Source organism: Streptomyces sp. NPDC007095 (genome assembly GCF_040634475.1).
Taxonomy (GTDB): domain Bacteria; phylum Actinomycetota; class Actinomycetes; order Streptomycetales; family Streptomycetaceae; genus Streptomyces.
In genome coordinates, this window is sequence record NZ_JBEYFS010000074.1 from 1 (window position 1) to 20,354 (window position 20,354).

The window sequence follows — 20,354 nt, forward strand, 5'->3', positions numbered from 1 at the left end:
GCCCTCGTACTGGACGTACTTGGGTCTGTGCCTGGTGCGGTGAGAGTGCGTGCATGGCGTCGCGGGGCAGACGGGAATTTGACGACAGGGCCTAGGAGGCGCCGGGTACCACCTCGCGGCGGCTCAGCCAGGCCTCGGGCACGTGCCTCACTCCCGTACGGGCGCCCACGATGCCGCCCGTGATGGCGCAGGTCGTGTCGACGTCACCGAAGCCCTCCGCCGTGGTCCACAGGGCCGAGGTCAGGTCATCGGGGTGACGGGCGGCACACCAGACGGCGAAGGGGACCGTGTCGTCGGCGCGGACGCGTCGGCCGTTGCCGAGGATGTCCGCGGCCTTCCAGGGCTCGGTGGTGAAGGGAAGGCTCGCGGCACGCCGCAGCCCCTCGCGGACAGCGCTGTCGGGCGTGGCCTCGACGACCGTGCCGATATTCAGGTCCCAACGAGTCGACAACGCCGCCGCGACGGCCACCGCCACCGCGCCCGCGATGCCCTCCGGGTGGGCGTGGGTCACCTCCGCCGACAGCGTCGCCTGTGCGATCACCAGGCGCAGATCGCGCCGGAACCAGGCGCCCAGCGGAGCCACCCGCATGGCCGCGCCGTTGCCGAGGCTGCCCTCGCCGTCGAAGAGTCCGCGTGCCAGTTCCGCCCAGCGGTCCGGCTCCTGGAGCAGGCGCGGGAGCAGTTGGTGCATGCCGTAGCCATAGCCCCGGGCCGGGTCGGCGTCGTAGCCGAGGGCGAAGGCCTGGGCCAGTTCCGGTTGCCGGATCTCGCCGTGTTCGTCGAGGACACGGACGATTCCGAGCGCCATCGCCGTGTCATCCGTCCAGTGCCACTCCGGTTCCTCGGGGGTGCGCCGGGCGCGGATCTCCTCGTACGCCTGGGGGCGGTCCCGGAAGAGAGGGAACCAGCGTTCGCCGAAGGCGTCACCCAGGGCCAGACCCTCCAGGCTGCGGCGGGCCAGGGCGCGTGGCGCGAAAGGGGGGTTCGGGGCGGATGTCATGATGTGAGCATGCCGGTCCGGGCAGGCCGGCGCACGCGTGTTCGGGCAGGCCGTTCCTGGCGGTTCGTCCTACGAGCCCTCGCCCTTCCCGATCATCTCCTCCACCTCCGCCACCCGTTCCCTCTCCTCCGTCGCGAACCGCTCCGCGTCCAACCGCTCGGCCACCTCCTCGTCCTGGGCCATCAGCAGATCGAGGTTGGAGTCGCCCATCTCGAAGACGCCCATGTCCACGTACGCCTGCTGGAGGCGTTCGCCCCACAGGCCGATGTCCTTGACACACGGGACGATGCGGCTGAAGAGCAACTGGCGGAAGAGGCGCAGGAATTCGGACTGTTCGCTGTATTCCTCGGCCTCGGCCTTCGGGATGCCGAAGTTCTCCAGGACCTCGACGCCGCGCAGCCGGTCCCGCATCAAGTAGCAGCCCTCGATGACGAATTCCTCGCGCTCGCGGAGTTCGGCGTCGGAGAGTTGCGTGTAGTAGTCGCGCAGCGCCATCCGGCCGAAGGCGACATGGCGGGCCTCGTCCTGCATCACGTACGCGAGGATCTGCTTGGGGAGGGGCTTGTCGGTGGTGTCCCTGATCATGCCGAAGGCCGCCAGGGCCAGGCCCTCTATGAGGACCTGCATCCCGAGGTACGGCATGTCCCAGCGGGAGTCCCGGAGGGTGTCGCCGAGGAGGGACCGCAGGTTGTCGTTGACCGGGTAGAGCATCCCGATCTTCTCCTGCAGGAAGCGGGCGTAGATCTCGGCGTGACGGGCCTCGTCCATCGTCTGCGTGGCCGAGTAGAACTTGGCGTCGAGGTCGGGGACCGACTCGACGATGCGCGCGGCGCAGACCATGGCCCCCTGCTCACCGTGCAGGAACTGGCTGAACTGCCAGGACGCGTAGTGCTTGCGCAGCTCGCCCTTGTCCCGGTCGGTCATCTTCGCCCAGTGCGGGGTCCCGTAGAGGGTCATCGACTCGTCGGGGGTGCCGAGGGGGTCGTGGGGGTCGACCTCCAGGCTCCAGTCGATTCTCTTCTGGCCGTCCCACTGTTTGTCCTTGCCCTTCTGGTACAGGGCGAGGAGTCGGTCGCGGCCGTCGTCGTACTCCCAGCTGAAGCGTGCCGCCCCTGAGGCCGGTATCTGCCAGAGGGGGTCTCCCGGATCCTTGGCGTACAGCTCGTGCGTCGGCATACATCGCAGGCTCACACGAGGTAGACGCGCCGTCAACAAGTCGCGCACAAGGGATTGACGAGCTTGCTGACAAGCAGTCTCATAAGTCGTGACCGTCGGTAACCCGGATGGATCCCGTACTAGATCCCGTACGACGAGGTGGGAACAGCCATGACGACCGTGACAGAAGTGGATGTGCTGCGCGACGCGCTCGGTCTGCTCAAGGACCGGGAGCAGGTCGCCGAGCGGCTGCTCGACTCCTCCGCCAAGCACTCCTTCGACCCGGACAAGGAACTGGACTGGGACGCGCCCTTCGAGGAGGGCAAGTGGTTCTGGCCGCCGGAGCTGGTGTCGCTGTACGACACCCCGCTGTGGAAGCGGATGGGCGAGGAACAGCGGGTTCTGCTCTCGCAGCACGAGGCCGCCGCGCTGGCTTCGCTGGGGATCTGGTTCGAGATCATTCTGATGCAGTTGTTGGTGCGGCACATTTACGACAAGGCGGCGACGAGCGCCCATGTGCGTTATGCGCTGACCGAGATCGAGGACGAATGCCGGCACTCGAAGATGTTCGCCCGGCTGATCTCGCACGGTGGAACGCCGTACTACCCGGTGAGCCGGACGCATCTGAACCTGGGGCGGGTATTCAAGACCATCTCGACCACGCCCGGGTCCTTCACGGCGACTCTGCTCGGCGAGGAGATCCTCGACTGGATGCAGCGGCTGACCTTTCCGGACGAGCGGGTGCAGAGCCTGATACGGGGGGTCACGCGCATCCACGTGGTGGAGGAGGCACGGCACGTGCGGTACGCGCGGGAGGAGCTGCGGCGGCAGATGGTGACGGCGCCGCGGTGGTCGCAGGAGTTCACGCGGGTGACGTCGGGGGAATTCGCCCGGGTCTTCTCCGTCGCCTTCGTCAATCCCGAGGTCTACTCGAACGTCGGCCTCGACCAGCGGGAGGCCGTGGCGCAGGTGCGGGCGAGCGGGCACCGGCGGGAGGTCATGCAGACCGGGGCCAAGCGGCTGACCGACTTCCTGGACGACATCGGGGTGCTGCGGGGGGTCGGGCGCCGGCTGTGGAAGGCGTCGGGGTTGCTGGCCTGAGGGCGGGACGCTGCGGGATCGGCGGTGGGGTGGCGGTACGTCGAGCCCGTCACCGCCGGATCAGACGTGGGCCCGGCAAGCGAGCCGCTGCTCGATCCGGACGTGAGCGACGGGCTCGCGACGCTCCGCCACGGCCTCTCGCGTCGCATGGCGGCCGCGGCTGGGAAGGGGGCTCGTGTCCTGGCCGTTACGCTGCCGATATGACCTCGCAGGCTCCCACCCCCGCATACCGTCGGCTGAGTGTCGAGGAGCGGCGCTCGCAGCTCCTCGAAGCGGCGCTGTCCCTCTTCGCGCACCGGGCGCCCGAGGAGGTCTCGCTCGATGACGTGGCGGAGGCGGCGGGCGTGTCACGGCCTCTTGTGTACCGGTACTTCCCGGGCGGCAAGCAGCAGCTGTACGAGGCTGCCCTGCGGTCCGCCGCGGAGGAGCTGGAGCACTGTTTCGCGGAGCCTCCCGAGGGGCCGCTGAGCGAGCGGCTGGCCCGGGCTCTGGACCGGTACCTGGCGTTCGTGGACCAGCACGACGCCGGGTTCACCGCGTTGCTTCAGGGTGGCAGCGTCGTCGAGACCTCCAGGACGACGGCCATAGTGGACGGCGTGCGGCGGGCGGCGGCAGAGCACATTCTGGATCATCTGGGCGTGAGGGATCCGGGGCGACGGCTGCGGATGACCGTGCGGATGTGGATCACGGCGGTGGAGGGTGCCTCGCTGAGCTGGCTGGACGGGGGCAAGGAGCCGCCGTTGGACGAGCTGCGAGACTGGCTCGTGGAGCAGTTCGTGGCGATGCTCGTGGTCAGTGCCGGACGTGATCCGCAGACCGCCGCGGTGGTGCGGGCCGCGCTCGTCCTGGAGGAGCGGGAAGGGGCCCTGGGCGGGCTGGCCCGTGCGGTTCTTCCGGTGATCGGTGATGCCGCTCGGCTGCTGTGACGGGTGCGTTTGTGACACTGGTGCCGTGAAGAGCGAAGACACCCCCTTCGAGGGCGGCCCGCTGGACGGGCGTGTGCTGCCCGTCCTGCTCGGTCTGACCGGACACCCGCCGAAGGTGTACCGGGTTCCGGTTCCGGATGCCGACGGCGGCCCGCCGACCGTGCTCGTCTACCGGCGGGTCCAGGCGCGGGTGAGCAAGCGACTGGGGCTGCATCAGGCGTGGAAGTACGAGTACGACCCCTCCGGCGACCCGAGAAGCGGGCCCAAGTGGCCCTGGTCCAAGCCCGGCGGCAAGAGTGCGGGAGCCACGCCGGAGTCCCACACCGACGAGTGAGCTTCTTGGGCCGAACCGGTCAGGCGAGCGCGCGCTCGGAATGCGCCGACCCGATCCTTCCGGTGCGAGGTGGAGGTACCACCCCGGCACCGGAGGTGATGACGTGTCAGGAAGACTGCTGTGTCTGGCTTGTACGGCCGCGATGGCGACGGGGGCGTTGTTTGTGGCCGCGCCCGCGGTGGCCGTACCGGATCCCGGCCCCCAAGGGCGGCCCGCGGCTCAGTTGCTGACGGATCTTCAGCGGCTGTACCGGGACGCCGAGCGCGCCGGCGAGACGTACAACGCCACGGCGGAACAGCTGAAGAAACAGAAGACCGAGGTCGCCCGGCTCGACGGGGACCTCGCCAAGGCCCGCCTCTCGCTGCTCGACAGCCGCGATGCGGCGGGGCGGCTCGCCCGGCAGCAGTACCAGAACAGCAGCGAGATCTCGTCGTACGTACGGCTGCTGCTCGCCCGTGATCCTCAGCACGCGTTGGACGAAGGTCATGTGATCGGGCAACTGGCGCGGCAGCGGGTCGAGACCGTGGACCGGCTGATGCGCACGGAGAAGAAGGCCGACGGGCTGGCGCGACAGGCACGGAAGGCACTCGACGGTCAACTCGGCCTCGCCGAGCGGCAGAAGAGGGAGCGTGACGAGGTACGGGGGCGGCTGAGGGGCGCCGAGGAGCTGCTCGCCTCACTCAGCACCGATCAGCTTGCCGAGATGGCCCGGCTGGAGAAGCCGGGCGTGAGCACGGCACCGCGGGAGCTCGTGACCTCGGGGGCTCTCAGCAGTGCGCGGCCGCCCTCGCGGCAGGGCGAGGAGGCGGTGCGGTACGCCGTGGACCAGCTCGGAAAACCGTACGAGTGGGGGGCTGTGGGGCCGATGTCGTACGACTGCTCGGGGCTCACTTCGCAGGCCTGGGATCACGCCGGACGGCCCATCCCCCGCACCAGCCAGGAACAGTGGGCCCAGCTGCCCCGCATTCCGCTGAGCAAGCTGCGCCCCGGGGACCTGGTCCTCTACTTCCCCAAGGCCACGCATGTCGCCCTGTATGTGGGGGACGGGCTGGTCGTGCAGGCCCCGAGGCCGGGGACGAAGATCAAGGTCTCCCCCCTCGCCACCAACCCGCTGTTGGGCGCGGTCCGTCCGGACCCGGACGGCAAACCCCTTCGCCGCTACACACCCCCGAGCATTCGGGAGGAGTCCAAGGTGAGCGCCCCATCAAGGGCGCGGGGAACCACGCGACCGGCCGCAGACTCCCCGCACCCGAAGTGACAGGTTCAGTGCCCGGTCACGGAAGCCAGGTACGCCTCCGTCTTCTCCGGCTCATAGAAGAAGTTCTCGAAGTCCGCCGGGTCGTTGAACCCATTGGCGAAACGATGCGCCACCGCCGGGATCTGCCCCCCGGCCCCGATCAGGTTGAGGACGTGCTCCGGCGGCACGCCCAGCATGGCGTTCGTCCACTTCGTCACGTGCTGGGCCGTGTCCCAGTACCGGTCGAACGCGGACCGCATCCACGCCTCGTCGAACTCCTTGTCCTCGTGTTCGAGGATCGCGCCGAGGTACGCCGCCGCGCACTTGGAGGCGGAGTTGGAGCCCTGGCCGGTGATCGGGTCGTTGGCGACGACCACGTCGGCGACGCCCAGGACCAGGCCGCCGCCGGGGAGGCGGCCGATCGGGTTGCGGACGGTGGGCGCGTAGCGTCCGGACAGCGTTCCGTTCGCGTCGGTGAGTTCGACCTTGGTGGCCCGGGCGTACTCCCACGGCACGAACTTCTCCATGAGTTCCAGGGTCAGGGAGAGGTGTTCGGCGGGGTCCTTGATGCCGTTGAAGGCGTCGACCGGACCACCGGGTACGCCCTCCCAGAAGAGGATGTCCGCGCGACCGGACGTGGTGAGGGTCGGCATGACGAAGAGTTCACCGACACCGGGGACCAGGTTGCAGCGCACCGCGTCGTAGTCGGGGTGCTCGGGGCGCGGGCCCAGACCGTGGACGTAGGCGACGGCGAGGGCGCGCTGCGGCTCCGCGTACGGAGAACGGGCCGCGTCCCGGCCGAACATGGAGACCAGCTCGCCCTTGCCGGCCGACACCAGGACCAGGTCGTACGTACGGGCGAAGTAGTCCAGGTCGGAGACCGCGGCACCGTGGATGACCAACTGGCCGCCGCGCTGGGCGAAGGTCTCCATCCAGCCGGCCATCTTCACCCGCTGGTCGACCGACTGCGCGTAGCCGTCGAGCCGGCCCACCCAGTCGATCGCCCGCTGGGTCGGACCGGGGTCGTGCGAGCCGGGGGCGGCGACCGAGACGCCGAGTCCTTCGATCTTCGGGGCCTGGGACTCCCAGAAGTTCAGCTGGAGATCGCGCTCGTGCTGGAGTGCCGTGTGGAACATGCACTGCGTCGACATGACGCGCCCGGTGCGGATCTCGTCCGCCGTCCGGTTCGACATCAGGGTGACCTCGTACCCGTGCGACTGGAGGCCGAGGGCAAGCTGGAGTCCGGACTGACCGGCTCCGACGACGAGTATCTTCCGCATGCGCGTCCTAACTCCGTGTACGTCTTATTCGGGGCTCACGTCGAGCGCGTGCCCCACCAGCGCGAGCAGGGTCTCGACGACCGAGATCCGGCGCCTGGCATCCATGATCATGACAGGTATGTGTGAAGGCACCGTGAGGGCCTCGCGCACGTCGTCGGCGTCGAACCGCTCGCTGCCGTCGAAGTGGTTGACCGCGACGACGTACGGCAGCCCGCAGCTCTCGAAGTAGTCGAGCGCGGGGAAGCAGTCCTTGAGGCGGCGGGTGTCGGCGAGGACCACGGCGCCGATCGCGCCGCGCACCAGGTCGTCCCACATGAACCAGAACCGCTGCTGGCCCGGTGTGCCGAAGAGGTACAGGACCAGGTCGTCGTCGAGTGTGATGCGGCCGAAGTCCATGGCCACGGTGGTGGTCACTTTGTCCGGGGTGCCGGTGAGGTCGTCCGTCTCCTCGCTGGCCTGGGTCATCAGCGCCTCCGTCTGGAGGGGCGTGATCTCGGAGACCGCGGTCACCAGCGTGGTCTTGCCCACGCCGAAGCCGCCCGCCACCACGATCTTCGTCGCGATCGGGGCGCGGGTTCGATCGGTCTGCCAGGCCTGGAGGTTCTCGTCGGACTCGGACAGCGGCACCGGGGCCAGAGGCATCGGAGCCGAGGCGGGGGAGGCCGTTCTCGGCGCGCCCTCAGAGACGACGGAGTCCATTCAGCACCCTTTCCAGCAGAGCGCGGTCCGGCTGTCCCGGGCCGTGACCTGTTCCGTACACACGGATCTTTCCCTGGTCCGCCAGGTCGCTCAGGAGGACGCGGACCACGCCCAGCGGCATCCTGAGCAGGGCGGCGATCTCGGCCACCGTACGCATCCGGCGGCAGAGTTCGACGATGGCCTGCATCTCGGGCATCACCCGGGTCGCGAGGGAGCCGTTGGTCAGCTCCTTGCGCTCCTCGGGGGCCTCGAGCGCCGCCACGAACGTCTCGACCAGCAGCACGTGCCCGAAGCGGGTACGGCCGCCGGTGAGCGAGTACGGGCGCACGCGGGCCGGTTTGCGGTCCCCGCCACGTATGGGGAGCTTGGGCGCGGAGGAAGAACTCACTGGGCACTCCCCGTCGGCTTGGCTTCGAGTGACTGGCGTAGCTCGCTGCGGAGTTCGGGCGTCAGGACGTGTCCGGCACGGCCGACGAAGAGCGCCATGTGGTACGCCACCACGCTCATGTCACAGTCCGGGGCGCCGTGCACCCCGAGCAGCGAGCCGTCGCTGATCGACATGACGAAGAGGCTGCCCTCGTCCATCGCGACCATCGTCTGTTTCACCCCGCCCGCGTCCATCAGCTTGGCGGCGCCGATGGTGAGGCTGCCGATGCCGGAGACGATGGTGGCGAGGTCGGCGGAGGATCCCTTGGGGCCGGTGGGGCGCGCCTCCGCCCCGGTGCGGGCTTCCGCGTTCCTCCCGGGGTCGGAGGACAGCAGCAGCAGACCGTCGGAGGAGACGACCGCGACCGACTGGAGGCCCGGCACCTCCTCGACGAGGTTCGTCAGCAGCCAGTGCAGATTGCGGGCTTCACTGCTCAGGCCGAAGGTACTGGGCGCGGTCAACTGCTTGCCTCCTCGACTGTGCCCCCCGATGCGTCTACTGCGTCCTGCTGTCGCACCGCGTCCTGCGCTTGGTCCGGCGCGGTGTTTTGTGCGGTGTGGTGCGGGGTGGGCGTCTGGGCCGTCTGTTCGGCGATCTCGGCCTCCACGTCACGGCGGCCCTCGGTCGCGCCCCGGTGGAAGCCGCCGAGCCTGCGCCGCAGCGCCTCGGCGTCCACACCGCCGACGCGTGGCCGGGGAACCGGTGCGGGCGCCGAGATCTTCGGCGTCCGCTTGGGCAGTCCCTTGTCGGTGACCCGCTCCGGCTCCTCGTCCGACACCCGTTCGTGGGAGTCGGGGCCGATGGCGTAGGGGTCGGGAGTGCGGGCGTAGGGGTCGGTGGTGGCCTGCGCGGGGAGGGCGACGTCCGGGGCGGGGGCCGGCCCGGCCGCTGCGGGCTCGTCCGCCAGGGCCACCGGCTCGTCCGGCGGGACCAGTGGTGCCAGCAGCTCCATGGTGGTCTCGGAGAGCGTCGGCTCGGGGGCGTATGCCGCCTCCTGCGCGGCGGCGTCCGCCCGCACGGCCTCCTGCGCGGCGACGATCAGCGGGTCCTCGTCACCGGCGGGAGCGGTGGGAACGGCGGGGCCCGCCTGGTCCCGTGCCGTGAGGGCCGAACGGCCGCGCAGCACGTTCGAGTTGGCCTCCGCGTCGGCGCCCGGGAGGACGACCGAGGGGGCGGCACCGGCGACCGGGGAGGCCGAGGGGACCGTGACTGCGGGGGCGGACGCGAACAGGGTCTTGGGGAGGACGACCACGGCCGCGGTGCCGCCCTGCTTCTGCTCCCGCAGCTGTACGCGGACGCCGTGCCGGTGGGCGAGGCGGGCCACCACGTACAGGCCGAGCCCGAGTCCCTCGCCGCTCTCCTGGTCGTAGGCGTCCTCCGGGTCGAACTCGGAGAGACGGGCGTTGAGCTGGGCCATCCGGTCGGCGGCCATGCCGATGCCCTCGTCCTGCACGGAGAGCATCACCTCGCCGTTCTCCAGCAGCCAGCCGGAGACCTCGACGGGCAGGTCGGGCGGCGAGAACGAGGAGGCGTTCTCCAGGAGTTCGGCCACCAGGTGCGAGAGGTCGTCCGCGGCGAACCCGGCGAGGTGCGCGTGCGGCGGCAACACGGCGATACGGACGCGCTCGTACCGCTCGATCTCGCTGACCGCGGCCCGTACGACGTCGACCAGCGGGACGGGGCCCGCGTGGTGCTGGACGTGCTCGTGGCCGGCGAGGACGAGCAGGTTCTCGCTGTGGCGCCGCATGACGGTCGCGAAGTGGTCCAGCTTGAAGAGCGTGCCGAGGCGGTCCGGGTCCTGCTCGCGCTCCTCCAGGCCCTCGATGACCCCGAGCTGCCGCTCGACCAGGCCGAGGGTGCGCAGCGCGAGGTTGACGAAGGTGCCGTGGATGGTGCCGCGGACCTGCTCCAGGTGGGCCGCCGCGTCGGCGAGTTCCGCGCGCAGCCTGTCGCGCTCGTCGGCCATCAGCTGGCGCTGCCCGATGAGGTGCTTGCGGTCCGCTTCGAGGGTGGTCAGCCGCTCATGGAGCGCGGCGGCGTGCGCGTGCAGCGCGTTGACGGAGCGGACCACCTGGGCGAACTCGTCGTTGCGGCCGGTGAACTTCACCGGCTCCTGCGCTCCCGGGTCCGCGGCGAGGCGGGCCGAGCCCAGGCGCAGCACGGCCAGCGGGCGGGTGAGCGTACGGGCCATGGCCATCGAGACGCCGACCGCGACCAGCAGCAGGGTGCCGATGAGGGCGATCCGGACCTCCAGCGCGGTGACGTCGTCGTCCCGCAGCCGCTCCAGGTCCTTGGTGCGGTGGTCGTAGAGCGAGGCCTCGCTGCCGCGCATCAGCTCGACGCGGGCGGAGAGCGCCGCGTCCACCTTGTTCGTGCTGGAGTCGAGCTCGGAGTCGGAGAGCGTCGGCTGGTCGGTGAGGTCGGTGAGGTACTTGTCCGCGGTCGTGACGTCGGGTCCGGTGACCGTGGAGTCGTACGAGGCCTTGGCGTCCTTGGGGGCCGTCTCGCGGAAGTTCGCGAGGGCCGCGTCCGAGCGGAGCCGGGCCTGCTGAGCGGCGGCGCTGAGCGCGTCGCGCTGCTTGGTGTCGGCCGGGGACGAGCTGCTGGTGGTGGACGCCAGGCCGGTGATGGGGTTGATGACCGTCTGGGTGGTGCGCGGGATGTTGAGGGCCGCGAGGAGCAGTCCGCGGGCGGCGGCGGACTGCTGGACCGCGGAGTCCAGCTCGGCGAGGGCGTGCGCGCCGGAACCCGCGCGGGGCGGCAATTGCTCGGCCAGGTCCTCGGCGAGGGCGTGGAGTTCGGCGATGACGTCGGAGTACGCCTCATGCGCTTCGAGAGCGGTGCTCTTGCCGGTGAGCGCCGCTCTGCGGGCGGTGCCGATGCCGTCCAGGTCCTTCAGGAGGACGGCGGGCGCGTCCTCGTCCGCCCGCACCTCGTCGACCTGCCGGTCGACCCGGGCGCTGCGCTGCTCGGAGGGCGCCTTGGATTTCGGCCGGCCCGCGGCGATGTACGAGGTGACCTCGTCGCGCTCGTCGGCCAGCGAGTGGGCGAGCGTCAGCGCCTGCTGGGTCCGCCCGGCGAGCGTCACCAGGTTCTGGGAGTCGTTCAGCTGCTCGGAGGCCGCGAGGACCGTGGGGGCTCCGGCACCGGCGATGGCGGCCGCGACGACCGCCACGGCGACGATCAGCCGATTGCGCACGTGAGCGGAGCGGCCCTTGCCCGCGGGGGTGTGCCCCGCGGCGCCCGGCGTGCGTTCCGCACTCCCGTCGGAGGCCGACCACCCGGCTCCGGAGGCCGACTGCTTGCCTGTGCGCCGAGACCGCATCTTCTGCACCGGTGCTCGCATTCCTGACTCGTGTACCCAAGGGCCCGGGTGACGTTCCGTCAACTGGGCGTCCGCCCTCCCCGAGCTCTCGACTCCGCTCGAGCAGGGGGTGTCCCATCGGCTCCCGACCCTCCCAGTGCCGGTGGGCGGTGGTCCCGCATCGTCCGGCCCGCCACCCGAAGGAGTGAACCCCGGACGGGAGTTGGCGGGCAAGTTCCTCTGGCGCGTGCGACCCCCCTGCGCGGCGGGCCGGTTGGACGTCTGCGGCGCGCTTTGGCAGTATTCGCCGCCACGCCTTGCCGGAGCCGATCATTCCATGCCAAACCCGGCGGCTGAGCTGCTGGTCCGCACCGGTCCCGCGACCGCTGCCGGCCTTTCGGGGGCCTTGTGAAGGGCTCGTGCAGACTGGCTGGATGCGCATCGAACTCGTCTCCGAGCCGGGCGATCCGGCCCGCCCCAATGAGGACTTCGCATCGGTCGGCCTTCCGGCGTCAGGACAAGGGGGATCACTGGTCGTCCTCGACGGCGTGACTCCCCCGCCGGGCGACGACGGCTGTCTGCATTCCGTCCACTGGTTCTCCGCACGCCTCGGCGGAGCCCTGACCGAACTGTCCGTTTCCCGCCGGGATCTGACCTTGGCGGAGATCCTTTCCCGGTCCATCCGGCGCACTTCCGAGGCCCACTCCGACACCTGTGACCTTTCTCACCCGCGTACGCCCCAGGCAACCGTGGTCCTCGCCCGCTGGTCGGCCGGCCTCGTCGAGTACCTGGTGCTCTCCGACTCGGCCCTTTTGCTGGAGTCCCCCGCGGGCGCGGTGACACCGCTCCTGGACGACCGTCTCACCCGTGTCCCCCGCGCCTCCCTCGCCTCGGACGCGATCGCCGACGCGACCGTCCGCAACAAGGAGGGCGGCTTCTTCACGGCCGCCGCCGATCCGTCGGTCGCGGCCCGGGCGGTGACGGGGACCGTGCCCCGGTCCGAGGTCCGTGCCCTGGCCGCCCTGACGGACGGCGCGACCCGCTGGCTGGAGAAGTTCGGGGAGGGCGACTGGGGCGGCCTGTTCACCGTCGTCCGCAAGGAGGGCGCCCAGGCCCTCGTGGACCGCGTACGGACGCTGGAGCGGGCCGACGCCGAGGCGCGGACGCGGCTGGGGCGGAGCAAGACGCACGACGACGCGACGGTGGTGTTCGTGGACTGGTGAGTCGGGCGGATCGGAGTGTTACTTCTCCATGCCCCGGTTCAGCTGGTTGAGCAGCCGGGCCAGTTCGGCGACCTCACGCGGGTCCCAGCCCGCGAGTTCGCGGACGTACCGTGCCCGGCGCGCCTCCCGCACCGCGCGGAACCGGTGCCGGCCCTCGTCCGTGAGACGGACGAGCCAGGCACGTCCGTCGGCGGGGTCCGGCTCACGGGCGACCAGACCGAGCTCCTCCAGGGCGTGGAGCTGACGGGACATCGTGGCCTTGCCCACGCCGATGTACGCGGCGAGCTCGGTGGCGCGCTGACGGCCGCACTCGTCGAGGCGGAAGAGGAGCCCGTACGCGGAGGACTCCAGGTCGGGGTGGACCTCACGGGCCATCTCACCGGAACTGGCCCGGGCGCGCCGCAGCAGCACGGTCAGCTCCCGCTCCAGCGCGGGGAATTCCTGGTCCACGCCCGCCTCCTCCTACTTCTCCATGCCGAGGTTCAGCTGGTGCAACAGCCGCGCCAGCTCCGCGACCTCGCGAGGATCCCAGTGGGCGAGCTCGCTCACGTACCGGGCGCGCCGTGCCTCGCGCACCTGGCCGACCCGGCTGCGGCCCTCCTCGGTGAGATGGACGAGCCAGGCACGGCCGTCGGCGGGGTCGGGCTCACGGGCGATGAGGCCGAGCTCCTCCAGGGCGCGCAGCTGGCGGGACATCGTGGCCTTGCCCACGCCGATGTACGCGGCGAGCTCGGTGGCGCGCTGACGGCCGCACTCGTCGAGGCGTACGAGGAGTCCGTACGCGGCGGACTCCAGGTCCGGATGGACCTCGCGGGCCATCTCGCCCTGGTTGGCGCGGGCACGGCGCAGGAACACGGTCAACTCGCGCTCCAGGGAGAGGAACTCGGGGTCCGCGCCGCCGTGCGCGGCGGGCTGGTCCACACCCCTGCCCGACCCGTCGAGGCCGGCCGGATACCGGCCTCCGTTCCTGTCCTCGCGCACGTCTGCCCCTCACCCGGTTTCCCGACTCTGAAAGTTTCCGCCAAAGGTGGCCATAGCCACAGCTCCGTAAGTATTTCTCAGGCGTAGACCAACGGCAGCCCACGGCCCCTCTTCCCAGCACGTTCTCCCCGTGCGTAGCTTCGTGAACAGGCACCCAATGGCATGCCCACGCCGCCAGGTCGACGAGGACCTGACCCTCACTCACGGCGCGCATGCCCGCACCACTCACGGCACGCAAGTCCGCACCGTTCCCCCCACCTGGCTCCATCGAGCCCTTCGGAGGCACGTCATGCCCGTGCACAGATCCGGAACGCCCCACCGCCTGCGCCTGCTCGCGCTGGGAACCCTGCTCGCCGCCTTCTCCCTGCTCTGCGCCCCGCCTTCCTCCTCCGCCGCCGACACACCCGCCCGGGGTTCCGCCCGAATGGGCATGGGCGTCCTCGGGCACGACGGCCAGGCCGGCACGCCCAACACCGGTGACGCCACCCAGACGGAAGGCGTGGACGTCAGCGGCTACCAGGGCAACGTCGCCTGGTCGACCCTGTGGAGCAGCGGGGTCAAATGGGCCTACACCAAGGCCACCGAGGGGACGTACTACACGAACCCCTACTTCGCCCAGCAGTACAACGGCTCGTACAACGTCGGCATGATCCGCGGCGCGTACCACTTCGCGACCCCCGACACGACGAGCGGCGCCACCCAGGCCAACTACTTCGTGGACCACGGCGGCGGCTGGTCCGGCGACGGCAGGACGCTGCCGGGCACGCTCGACATCGAGTGGAACCCGTACGGGGCCGCCTGCTACGGCAAGACGCAGAGCGCGATGGTCAGCTGGATCAGCAGTTTCCTCACCCAGTACAAGGCGCGCACCGGCCGGGACGCCGTGATCTACACGGCGACCAGCTGGTGGAGCGACTGCACCGGCAACTACGGCGGCTTCGCCTCCGCCAACCCCTTGTGGATCGCCCGTTACGCCGCCGACCCCGGCACGCTGCCGGCCGGCTGGGCGTACTACACGCTGTGGCAGTACACCTCGTCCGGACCGACGGTCGGTGACCACGACAAGTTCAACGGCGGCCTGGACCGGGTGCAGGCGCTCGCCGACGGCTGACCGATGGCAGAGGGCGGCTGACGACTGACAGCTGACAGATTTCAGATTTCAGATTTCAGACGACCGATGTCGGCTGACAGCCGACAGAAACGGCTGACGGCATGGCGAAGGCCCGGGCCTCCCTCACGGGACCCGGGCCTTCCCTTCCGGCAGCGTCCGTCACGCCGCTACCAGAACCTCCGGCGTCGCGCCGTTCGTGGCCGGCGACAGCGCCAGTTCCAGGACCTGGCGGACGTCCGTGACGGCGTGGACGTCCAGCTTCTCCAGCACCTCGGCCGGGACGTCGTCCAGGTCGGCCTCGTTGCGCTTCGGGATGATGACCGTGGTCACACCCGCCCGGTGCGCGGCGAGCAGCTTCTGCTTCACCCCGCCGATGGGCAGGACACGGCCGGTCAGTGAGACCTCACCCGTCATCGCCACGTCCGTGCGGACCAGTCGGCCGGACAGGAGCGAGGCCAGCGCCGTCGTCATGGTGACGCCCGCGCTCGGACCGTCCTTGGGGACCGCGCCCGCCGGGAAGTGGATGTGCACGCCCCGGTCCTTCAGGTCGCCGACCGGCAGTTCCAGCTCGGCGCCGTGCGAGCGGAGGAAGGAGAGCGCGATCTGCGCCGACTCCTTCATCACGTCACCCAGCTGACCGGTCAGGGTCAGACCGGCCGCGCCCGTCTCCGGGTCGGCCAGCGACGCCTCCACGAAGAGGACGTCACCGCCGGCGCCCGTCACGGCCAGACCGGTGGCGACACCGGGCACCGCGGTACGGCGCTCGGCCGGGTCCTGGGCGGACTCGGGCACGTGGTGCGGCCGTCCGATGAGCCCGCGCAGATCGGCGTCGGTCACCGTGAAGGGCAGCTCCCGCTCTCCGAGTTCGTGCTGCGCCGCGACCTTGCGGAGCAGGCGTGCGACGGCCCGCTCCAGGTTTCGTACGCCCGCTTCCCGGGTGTACTCCCCGGCGAGCTTGCGCAGCGCGCTCTCGTCGAGCGCGACCTCCTCCTTCTCCAGACCGGCCCGCTCCAGCTGACGCGGCAGCAGGTGGTCACGGGCGATGACGACCTTCTCGTCCTCGGTGTACCCGTCGAGCCGGACCAGTTCCATACGGTCGAGCAGCGCCTCCGGGATGGCTTCGAGCACGTTGGCCGTCGCCAGGAACACCACGTCGCTGAGGTCGAGCTCGACCTCCAGGTAGTGGTCCCGGAAGGTGTGGTTCTGGGCGGGGTCGAGGACTTCGAGCAGCGCCGCGGCGGGGTCGCCGCGGAAGTCGGAGCCGACCTTGTCGATCTCGTCCAGCAGGACCACCGGGTTCATGGACCCGGCCTCCTTGATGGCGCGGACGATACGGCCGGGCAGCGCGCCGACGTACGTACGCCGGTGGCCGCGGATCTCGGCCTCGTCCCGTACGCCGCCGAGCGCGACCCGGACGAACTTGCGGCCCATCGCGTGCGCGACGGACTCGCCGAGCGAGGTCTTGCCGACACCGGGCGGACCGACGAGCGCGAGCACTGCGCCACCGCGCCGCCCGCCGACGACACCGAGACCACGCTCGGAACGCCGCTTGCGCACGGCCAGGTACTCGGTGATGCGCTCCTTCACGTCCTCCAGACCGGCGTGCTCGGCGTCCAGGATGCCCTTGGCGCCCTGGATGTCGTACTCGTCCTCGGTGCGCTCGTTCCACGGCAGTTCCAGGACGGTGTCGAGCCAGGTCCGGATCCAGCCGCCCTCGGGCGACTGGTCGCTGGACCGCTCCAGCTTGTCGACTTCCTTGAGCGCGGCCTCACGGACGTTCTCGGGGAGGTCGGCGGCCTCGACGCGGGTCCGGTAGTCGTCGGACTCCTCGCCCTCCTTGGCGTCGCCGTTCAGCTCGCGCAGTTCCTTGCGGACGGCTTCGAGCTGGCGCCGCAGCAGGAACTCGCGCTGCTGCTTGTCGACGCCTTCCTGGACGTCCTTCGCGATGGACTCGGCGACATCCTGCTCGGCGAGGTGCTCACGCAGCTGCTCGGTGGCGAGCTTCAACCGGGCGACCGGGTCGGCGGTCTCCAGCAGCGTGACCTTCTGCTCGGTGCTCAGGAACGGGGAGTAACCGGAATTGTCTGCAAGGGCGGACACGTCGTCGATGGCCTGTACGCGGTCCACGACCTGCCAGGCGCCGCGCTTGCGCAGCCAGCTGGTGGCGAGGGCCTTGTACTCCTTGACCAGTTCGGCGACGTGGCCGGGCAGCGGGTCGGGCACGGTCTCGTCGACCCGGGTGCCCTCGACCCACAGGGCGGCACCAGGACCGGTCGTCCCGGCGCCGATCTTCACGCGCCCACGGCCGCGGATCAGCGCGCCCGGGTCGCCGTCGGCCAGTCGGCCGACCTGCTCGACGGTGCCGAGCACGCCCGTGCTCGGGTATGCCCCGTCGATGCGTGGCACCAGCAGCACCTTCGGCTTGCCGGGCTCCGACCGCGCGGCGGCCTGGGCGGCCTCCACCGCGGCGCGTACATCGGCGTCGTTAAGGTCCAGCGGAACCACCATCCCGGGCAGCACGACCTCGTCGTCGAGCGGCAACACGGGCAGGGTGAGCGGTGTGGACGTCGAAGCCATTATCTCTCCCTAGGCAGTCAAGTTGAGCTATGCCGACTCAATGCACGTGAGCCCCAGATTGTTCCCCGAGGTCTGTTCGCTGTGAGCGATCGCTCTCCACGGAGACATCCGCGCAGGTCAGCGCGGTATCCGCCACGCCTCCCCCTTGATCGGCGCCACTCCGCCGCAAACCCGCGGCGCACGCCTGTGGTGCGGTCAACGCTGTCGGCCCGCCGTCCCTTCCCGTGCGACCGCGCCCGGTCGACGCGGTCGACGCGGTCGACGCGGTCGCGAGAGCGCAAGAGCACCGCCACACCACCGCAATCGCATTCACTGCCGGCTCCTTCACACTGCAGGCTCATTCACAGGCTGTGGAACCACGCCCGGGGAAACGGGGCTCGACGTGGGCGAGGGGCAGGAACAGGGACGAGGGTCGACTCGGCGCCGGGCGGTCGTGGGCGCCGGGGCGGCGGCCGTGGCGGCCCTCGGGGCGGCGGCGGTGCGGGCGGCGACGGACGGGGACGGGCCCGAGGAGGCGGCCGAGAGACGGGCGCCCGCGGCGCCGGCCGTCGGGCGGGCCACCGCGGCCACCGCGACCGCCGCTCCCGGCGCTCCCGGCGCTCCCGGCGCTCCCGGCGGCAATCGTTCCGGACGACCCGACATCCTCGCGTCGTCACCGACGACCAGCCCAAGGAGACGCAGTGGGCGACACCCGAAACCGTCGACTGGCTGGGCGAACACGGCATGCCCTTCGAGCGGGCGCACTCCAGCACACCCCTGTGTGCCCCGGCACACCCCTGTGTGCCCCGTCCCGCGCCTCGATCATGTCGGGCCGGTACGCCCGCCACCACGGCGTCCTCGACACCCGGCACCCCTACCGCCTCGACCAGCACACCACCGTGCAGCGGCAGCTCCACGACGCCGGCTACCGGACGGGACTGTTCGGCAAGTACCTCGACTACTGGCACACCGGCGACAACCCGCCGCACTTCGACGAGTGGCTGCTTCAGGAGCCGGTCAGCTAATACAACGGCCACTACAACAACCAGGGGACCGTCCGGAACATCCCCGGCTACAACACCACCGTCGTCAAGAACCACGCCCTCGACTTCATGGAACGGTCCCGGAGCGACGACCGGCTCACGGCCCACGTCGACATCGCGCCCACCCTTCTCGAAGCGGCGGGCATCACCCCGGACACCCCGCACGACGGCCACTCGCTGCTCGGCACCCGGGACCGCGACCATGTGCTCGCCGAGTGGTGGTGGAACCGCCAGGACAAGCAGCCGATCCACAGTCGGGCGACGTACATCGGCAAGACCGAGCAGTACACGGAGTACTACGGCCTCCGCCTGGACCGGCGGGGCCGGCTGCCCGGCGGGGTGAACGGCGGCGAGGTCCTCTTCCGCGAGTACTACGACCTGCGCGCCGACCCGTACCAGCTCACCGACAAGCTCCACCGGGCGAGTGCGGAACAGGAGCGCCGCCTCGGCGTCCCGGAGCTGGCCCCGACGACTGACAGCGGCCCGGGCCACCTGACCCGACCGGACGCGGCGCGGACCCGCCGCGACCGGCCCGACCGGCCCGACCGGCCCGACCGGCCCGACCGGCCCCGGATGCTAGGCGGCGACGGTGCCGGGCGTCTGAGCGGTGTGTACGGCGGCGGGGGCGGCGGGGCTGGAGGCCGCCGGCGTACGGGCGCGGCGCCAGCCCCGGACCAGCGGCCAGGTCGACACCCCGATCGCCAGGGACATCAGATGCCCCCAGTCCGTCATCGGGTCGGCGAATTCGAGCAGGTCCCCGACGACCATCGAGCCGAAGACGGCCAGCAGCGGCCAGCGCAGCCAGGGCCTCAGCAGCCCGGCGAGCGCGCCGACGCTCGTGGCGACGCCGAAACTGATGCCGTAGTCGAGGCGGTGCAGGGAGCTGTCGGGAAGGTCTCCCGCCAGCACGGAAAGGCCGACGGGCACCTCGGTGGCCAGGGTGGCCACGACGTGCCCGAGCAGGAAGACTCCGGCGGTCCGGAGGCCGCCTATCCGCCGCTCCAGCGCGGTCAGCACCAGCACGAACCCGATGGCGTACGGAGAAGTGATCCCGCCCGCCATCCACAGCGCGCTGGCCAGCAACACCAGCACCGGTTCGCGTACGAGGTGCGCGACGTCGGTGCTGGACCCCTGCTGCAAGGCGTGCACGAGGGAGGGGTCCGCGTAGTCGGTGACCATCGCGGTGACGGTGAGCACGGCCGCGTACCCGAAGGTGAAGCGCGTTCCGGTGGGGGTGGGCAGCAACCGCCAGGGACGGAGCGACCGGAGCCGGGCGAGGGCGCGGGAGACTGGTGGAACCGATAGGGCGGGAGGGGCGAGTGCAGGGGGTGTCGTCGCCGGGCGGGGGGCGGGCGGCACGGCCGTGGGGCCGCGTTGTCGCGGCACCCCGTCCAGGAGAAGCGAGCCCGTCTGTGGGTCCTTGAGCGCGGCATCGGCCGAGGAGGCCGTCGGGGCCGTGGTCGTCGCCACTGCCGTCGCCGTCGCGGTCGTGCTCCGGTCCAAGGTGAGGGGCTCCTTCCGTCCCGCCCCACCCTTGGGGGCTCGCGGCGCCGCTGTCTATGACCGACGCCACGTGGGAGGCGATTCATAGCAACCTGATAAGCGTGTACGGCGTCCACGGTCGCCGTGTCCGCACACGCGTCCGAGTCAGTCCGTATGCGCGTCCGACGGCAGCCCCGTGCCCGAGACGGTGACCGAGCGCAGCAACCGGTCGAGATGGGCCCGCGTCCGGGCGGCCGTGTCGACGCTCGCGAAGTCGAGGGCCCACTGCAACTGGATGCCGTCCATGACGGCGGCGAACTCCTCGGCGAGCGCCTCGCAGTCGGTGTCGGGCTTCAGTTCGCCGCTCGCGACCGCCTCGCGCAGCGCGCCCACGCTGGCCTCGAGACCGGCGTAGCGCTTCACGAAGAACGCGTGGGCGGGGTGGCCGGGATCGCCCGCCTCGGCGAGCAGGACGTTGAACATCTTGGTGCGTCC

19 protein-coding genes are annotated in these 20,354 nt (G+C 70.9%); 7 read left to right on the plus strand and 12 right to left on the minus strand.

Annotated features, from left to right (window positions below):
* Positions 1-91 precede the first annotated feature (91 nt).
* Positions 92-1,000, minus strand: coding sequence for an ADP-ribosylglycohydrolase family protein (locus ABZ656_RS24910; protein ID WP_101400633.1), 909 nt, complete (start codon positions 998-1,000; stop codon positions 92-94).
* A 69-nt stretch (positions 1,001-1,069) separates the two neighbouring features.
* Entirely contained in the window at positions 1,070-2,176 is a 1,107-nt protein-coding gene (locus ABZ656_RS24915) for a ferritin-like domain-containing protein (RefSeq protein ID WP_360270557.1), read from the minus strand.
* Between the two features lie 150 nt (positions 2,177-2,326).
* Between ABZ656_RS24915 and ABZ656_RS24920 the strand changes: the two genes are divergently transcribed.
* The 4 genes from ABZ656_RS24920 to ABZ656_RS24935 all read left to right on the plus strand — a co-directional run bounded on the left by ABZ656_RS24920 (position 2,327) and on the right by ABZ656_RS24935 (position 5,774).
* Positions 2,327-3,256, plus strand: coding sequence for a diiron oxygenase (locus ABZ656_RS24920; protein WP_360270559.1), 930 nt, complete (start codon positions 2,327-2,329; stop codon positions 3,254-3,256).
* Between the two features lie 200 nt (positions 3,257-3,456).
* A complete protein-coding gene (locus tag ABZ656_RS24925) occupies positions 3,457-4,182 on the plus strand; it encodes a TetR/AcrR family transcriptional regulator (protein WP_101400630.1) in 726 nt (241 codons plus the stop codon).
* Positions 4,183-4,207: 25 nt separating this feature from the next.
* Positions 4,208-4,516, plus strand: a complete 309-nt coding sequence (locus ABZ656_RS24930; protein ID WP_101400629.1) for a hypothetical protein — start codon at positions 4,208-4,210, stop codon at positions 4,514-4,516.
* Between the two features lie 103 nt (positions 4,517-4,619).
* On the plus strand, positions 4,620-5,774 hold the full coding sequence (locus ABZ656_RS24935; RefSeq protein WP_101400628.1) for an NlpC/P60 family protein: 1,155 nt from the start codon (positions 4,620-4,622) through the stop codon (positions 5,772-5,774).
* 5 nt (positions 5,775-5,779) lie between these two features.
* Here ABZ656_RS24935 and ABZ656_RS24940 read toward each other — a convergent pair whose 3' ends face one another.
* Genes ABZ656_RS24940 through ABZ656_RS24960 form a run of 5 tightly spaced genes read right to left on the minus strand, consistent with a single transcriptional unit; the run spans position 5,780 to position 11,484 of the window.
* Entirely contained in the window at positions 5,780-7,033 is a 1,254-nt protein-coding gene (locus tag ABZ656_RS24940; RefSeq protein ID WP_101400627.1) for a styrene monooxygenase/indole monooxygenase family protein, read from the minus strand.
* A gap of 24 nt (positions 7,034-7,057) precedes the next feature.
* A complete protein-coding gene (locus ABZ656_RS24945) occupies positions 7,058-7,675 on the minus strand; it encodes an ATP/GTP-binding protein (protein ID WP_360270562.1) in 618 nt (205 codons plus the stop codon).
* 37 nt (positions 7,676-7,712) lie between these two features.
* Positions 7,713-8,120, minus strand: a complete 408-nt coding sequence (locus tag ABZ656_RS24950; RefSeq protein ID WP_075028888.1) for a DUF742 domain-containing protein — start codon at positions 8,118-8,120, stop codon at positions 7,713-7,715.
* A complete protein-coding gene (locus ABZ656_RS24955) occupies positions 8,117-8,620 on the minus strand; it encodes a roadblock/LC7 domain-containing protein (RefSeq protein ID WP_054236699.1) in 504 nt (167 codons plus the stop codon). Before ABZ656_RS24955 ends, ABZ656_RS24950 begins: the two co-directional genes overlap by 4 nt.
* On the minus strand, positions 8,617-11,484 hold the full coding sequence (locus tag ABZ656_RS24960) for a nitrate- and nitrite sensing domain-containing protein (RefSeq protein ID WP_360270564.1): 2,868 nt from the start codon (positions 11,482-11,484) through the stop codon (positions 8,617-8,619). Before ABZ656_RS24960 ends, ABZ656_RS24955 begins: the two co-directional genes overlap by 4 nt.
* Positions 11,485-11,897: 413 nt before the next feature.
* On the opposite strand from ABZ656_RS24960, the gene ABZ656_RS24965 reads away from it, so the two are divergent.
* Positions 11,898-12,686: a protein phosphatase 2C domain-containing protein gene (locus tag ABZ656_RS24965; RefSeq protein ID WP_101400624.1), complete on the plus strand. Its 789-nt coding sequence runs from the start codon at positions 11,898-11,900 to the stop codon at positions 12,684-12,686.
* Positions 12,687-12,704: 18 nt separating this feature from the next.
* Here ABZ656_RS24965 and ABZ656_RS24970 read toward each other — a convergent pair whose 3' ends face one another.
* Both ABZ656_RS24970 and ABZ656_RS24975 read right to left on the minus strand, forming a co-directional pair.
* Positions 12,705-13,136, minus strand: coding sequence for a MarR family transcriptional regulator (locus ABZ656_RS24970; protein WP_101400623.1), 432 nt, complete (start codon positions 13,134-13,136; stop codon positions 12,705-12,707).
* Positions 13,137-13,148: 12 nt separating this feature from the next.
* On the minus strand, positions 13,149-13,607 hold the full coding sequence (locus ABZ656_RS24975) for a MarR family transcriptional regulator (protein ID WP_360270592.1): 459 nt from the start codon (positions 13,605-13,607) through the stop codon (positions 13,149-13,151).
* Positions 13,608-13,956: 349 nt separating this feature from the next.
* Here ABZ656_RS24975 and ABZ656_RS24980 point away from each other — a divergent pair, with 349 nt between their 5' ends.
* Positions 13,957-14,778: a lysozyme gene (locus ABZ656_RS24980; RefSeq protein ID WP_360270566.1), complete on the plus strand. Its 822-nt coding sequence runs from the start codon at positions 13,957-13,959 to the stop codon at positions 14,776-14,778.
* Between the two features lie 159 nt (positions 14,779-14,937).
* Here the strand turns inward: ABZ656_RS24980 and lon are convergent, their stop codons facing one another.
* Positions 14,938-17,355, minus strand: a complete 2,418-nt coding sequence (gene lon, locus ABZ656_RS24985; protein WP_101400620.1) for an endopeptidase La — start codon at positions 17,353-17,355, stop codon at positions 14,938-14,940.
* Positions 17,356-18,113: 758 nt separating this feature from the next.
* On the opposite strand from lon, the gene ABZ656_RS24990 reads away from it, so the two are divergent.
* Complete coding sequence (locus ABZ656_RS24990) at positions 18,114-18,359, plus strand: sulfatase-like hydrolase/transferase (protein ID WP_360270594.1); 246 nt, start codon at positions 18,114-18,116, stop codon at positions 18,357-18,359.
* Between the two features lie 594 nt (positions 18,360-18,953).
* Here the strand turns inward: ABZ656_RS24990 and ABZ656_RS24995 are convergent.
* Positions 18,954-19,772 (minus strand): rhomboid-like protein, encoded by an 819-nt coding sequence (locus ABZ656_RS24995; RefSeq protein ID WP_360270596.1) that lies wholly within the window; start codon positions 19,770-19,772, stop codon positions 18,954-18,956.
* Positions 19,773-20,024: 252 nt separating this feature from the next.
* Complete coding sequence (locus tag ABZ656_RS25000) at positions 20,025-20,342, minus strand: TetR family transcriptional regulator C-terminal domain-containing protein (protein ID WP_360270568.1); 318 nt, start codon at positions 20,340-20,342, stop codon at positions 20,025-20,027.
* Positions 20,343-20,354 lie beyond the last annotated feature (12 nt).

Coding starts and splice junctions, on each gene's coding strand:
- ABZ656_RS24910 (WP_101400633.1), bottom strand. CDS start 1,000: ATGACATCCGCCCCGAACCCCCCTTTCGCGCCACGCGCCCTGGCCCGC.
- ABZ656_RS24915 (WP_360270557.1), bottom strand. CDS start 2,176: ATGCCGACGCACGAGCTGTACGCCAAGGATCCGGGAGACCCCCTCTGG.
- ABZ656_RS24920 (WP_360270559.1), top strand. CDS start 2,327: ATGACGACCGTGACAGAAGTGGATGTGCTGCGCGACGCGCTCGGTCTG.
- ABZ656_RS24925 (WP_101400630.1), top strand. CDS start 3,457: ATGACCTCGCAGGCTCCCACCCCCGCATACCGTCGGCTGAGTGTCGAG.
- ABZ656_RS24940 (WP_101400627.1), bottom strand. CDS start 7,033: ATGCGGAAGATACTCGTCGTCGGAGCCGGTCAGTCCGGACTCCAGCTT.
- ABZ656_RS24945 (WP_360270562.1), bottom strand. CDS start 7,675: ATGCCTCTGGCCCCGGTGCCGCTGTCCGAGTCCGACGAGAACCTCCAG.
- ABZ656_RS24960 (WP_360270564.1), bottom strand. CDS start 11,484: ATGCGGTCTCGGCGCACAGGCAAGCAGTCGGCCTCCGGAGCCGGGTGG.
- ABZ656_RS24965 (WP_101400624.1), top strand. CDS start 11,898: ATGCGCATCGAACTCGTCTCCGAGCCGGGCGATCCGGCCCGCCCCAAT.
- ABZ656_RS24980 (WP_360270566.1), top strand. CDS start 13,957: ATGCCCGTGCACAGATCCGGAACGCCCCACCGCCTGCGCCTGCTCGCG.
- lon (WP_101400620.1), bottom strand. CDS start 17,355: ATGGCTTCGACGTCCACACCGCTCACCCTGCCCGTGTTGCCGCTCGAC.
- ABZ656_RS25000 (WP_360270568.1), bottom strand. CDS start 20,342: ATGTTCAACGTCCTGCTCGCCGAGGCGGGCGATCCCGGCCACCCCGCC.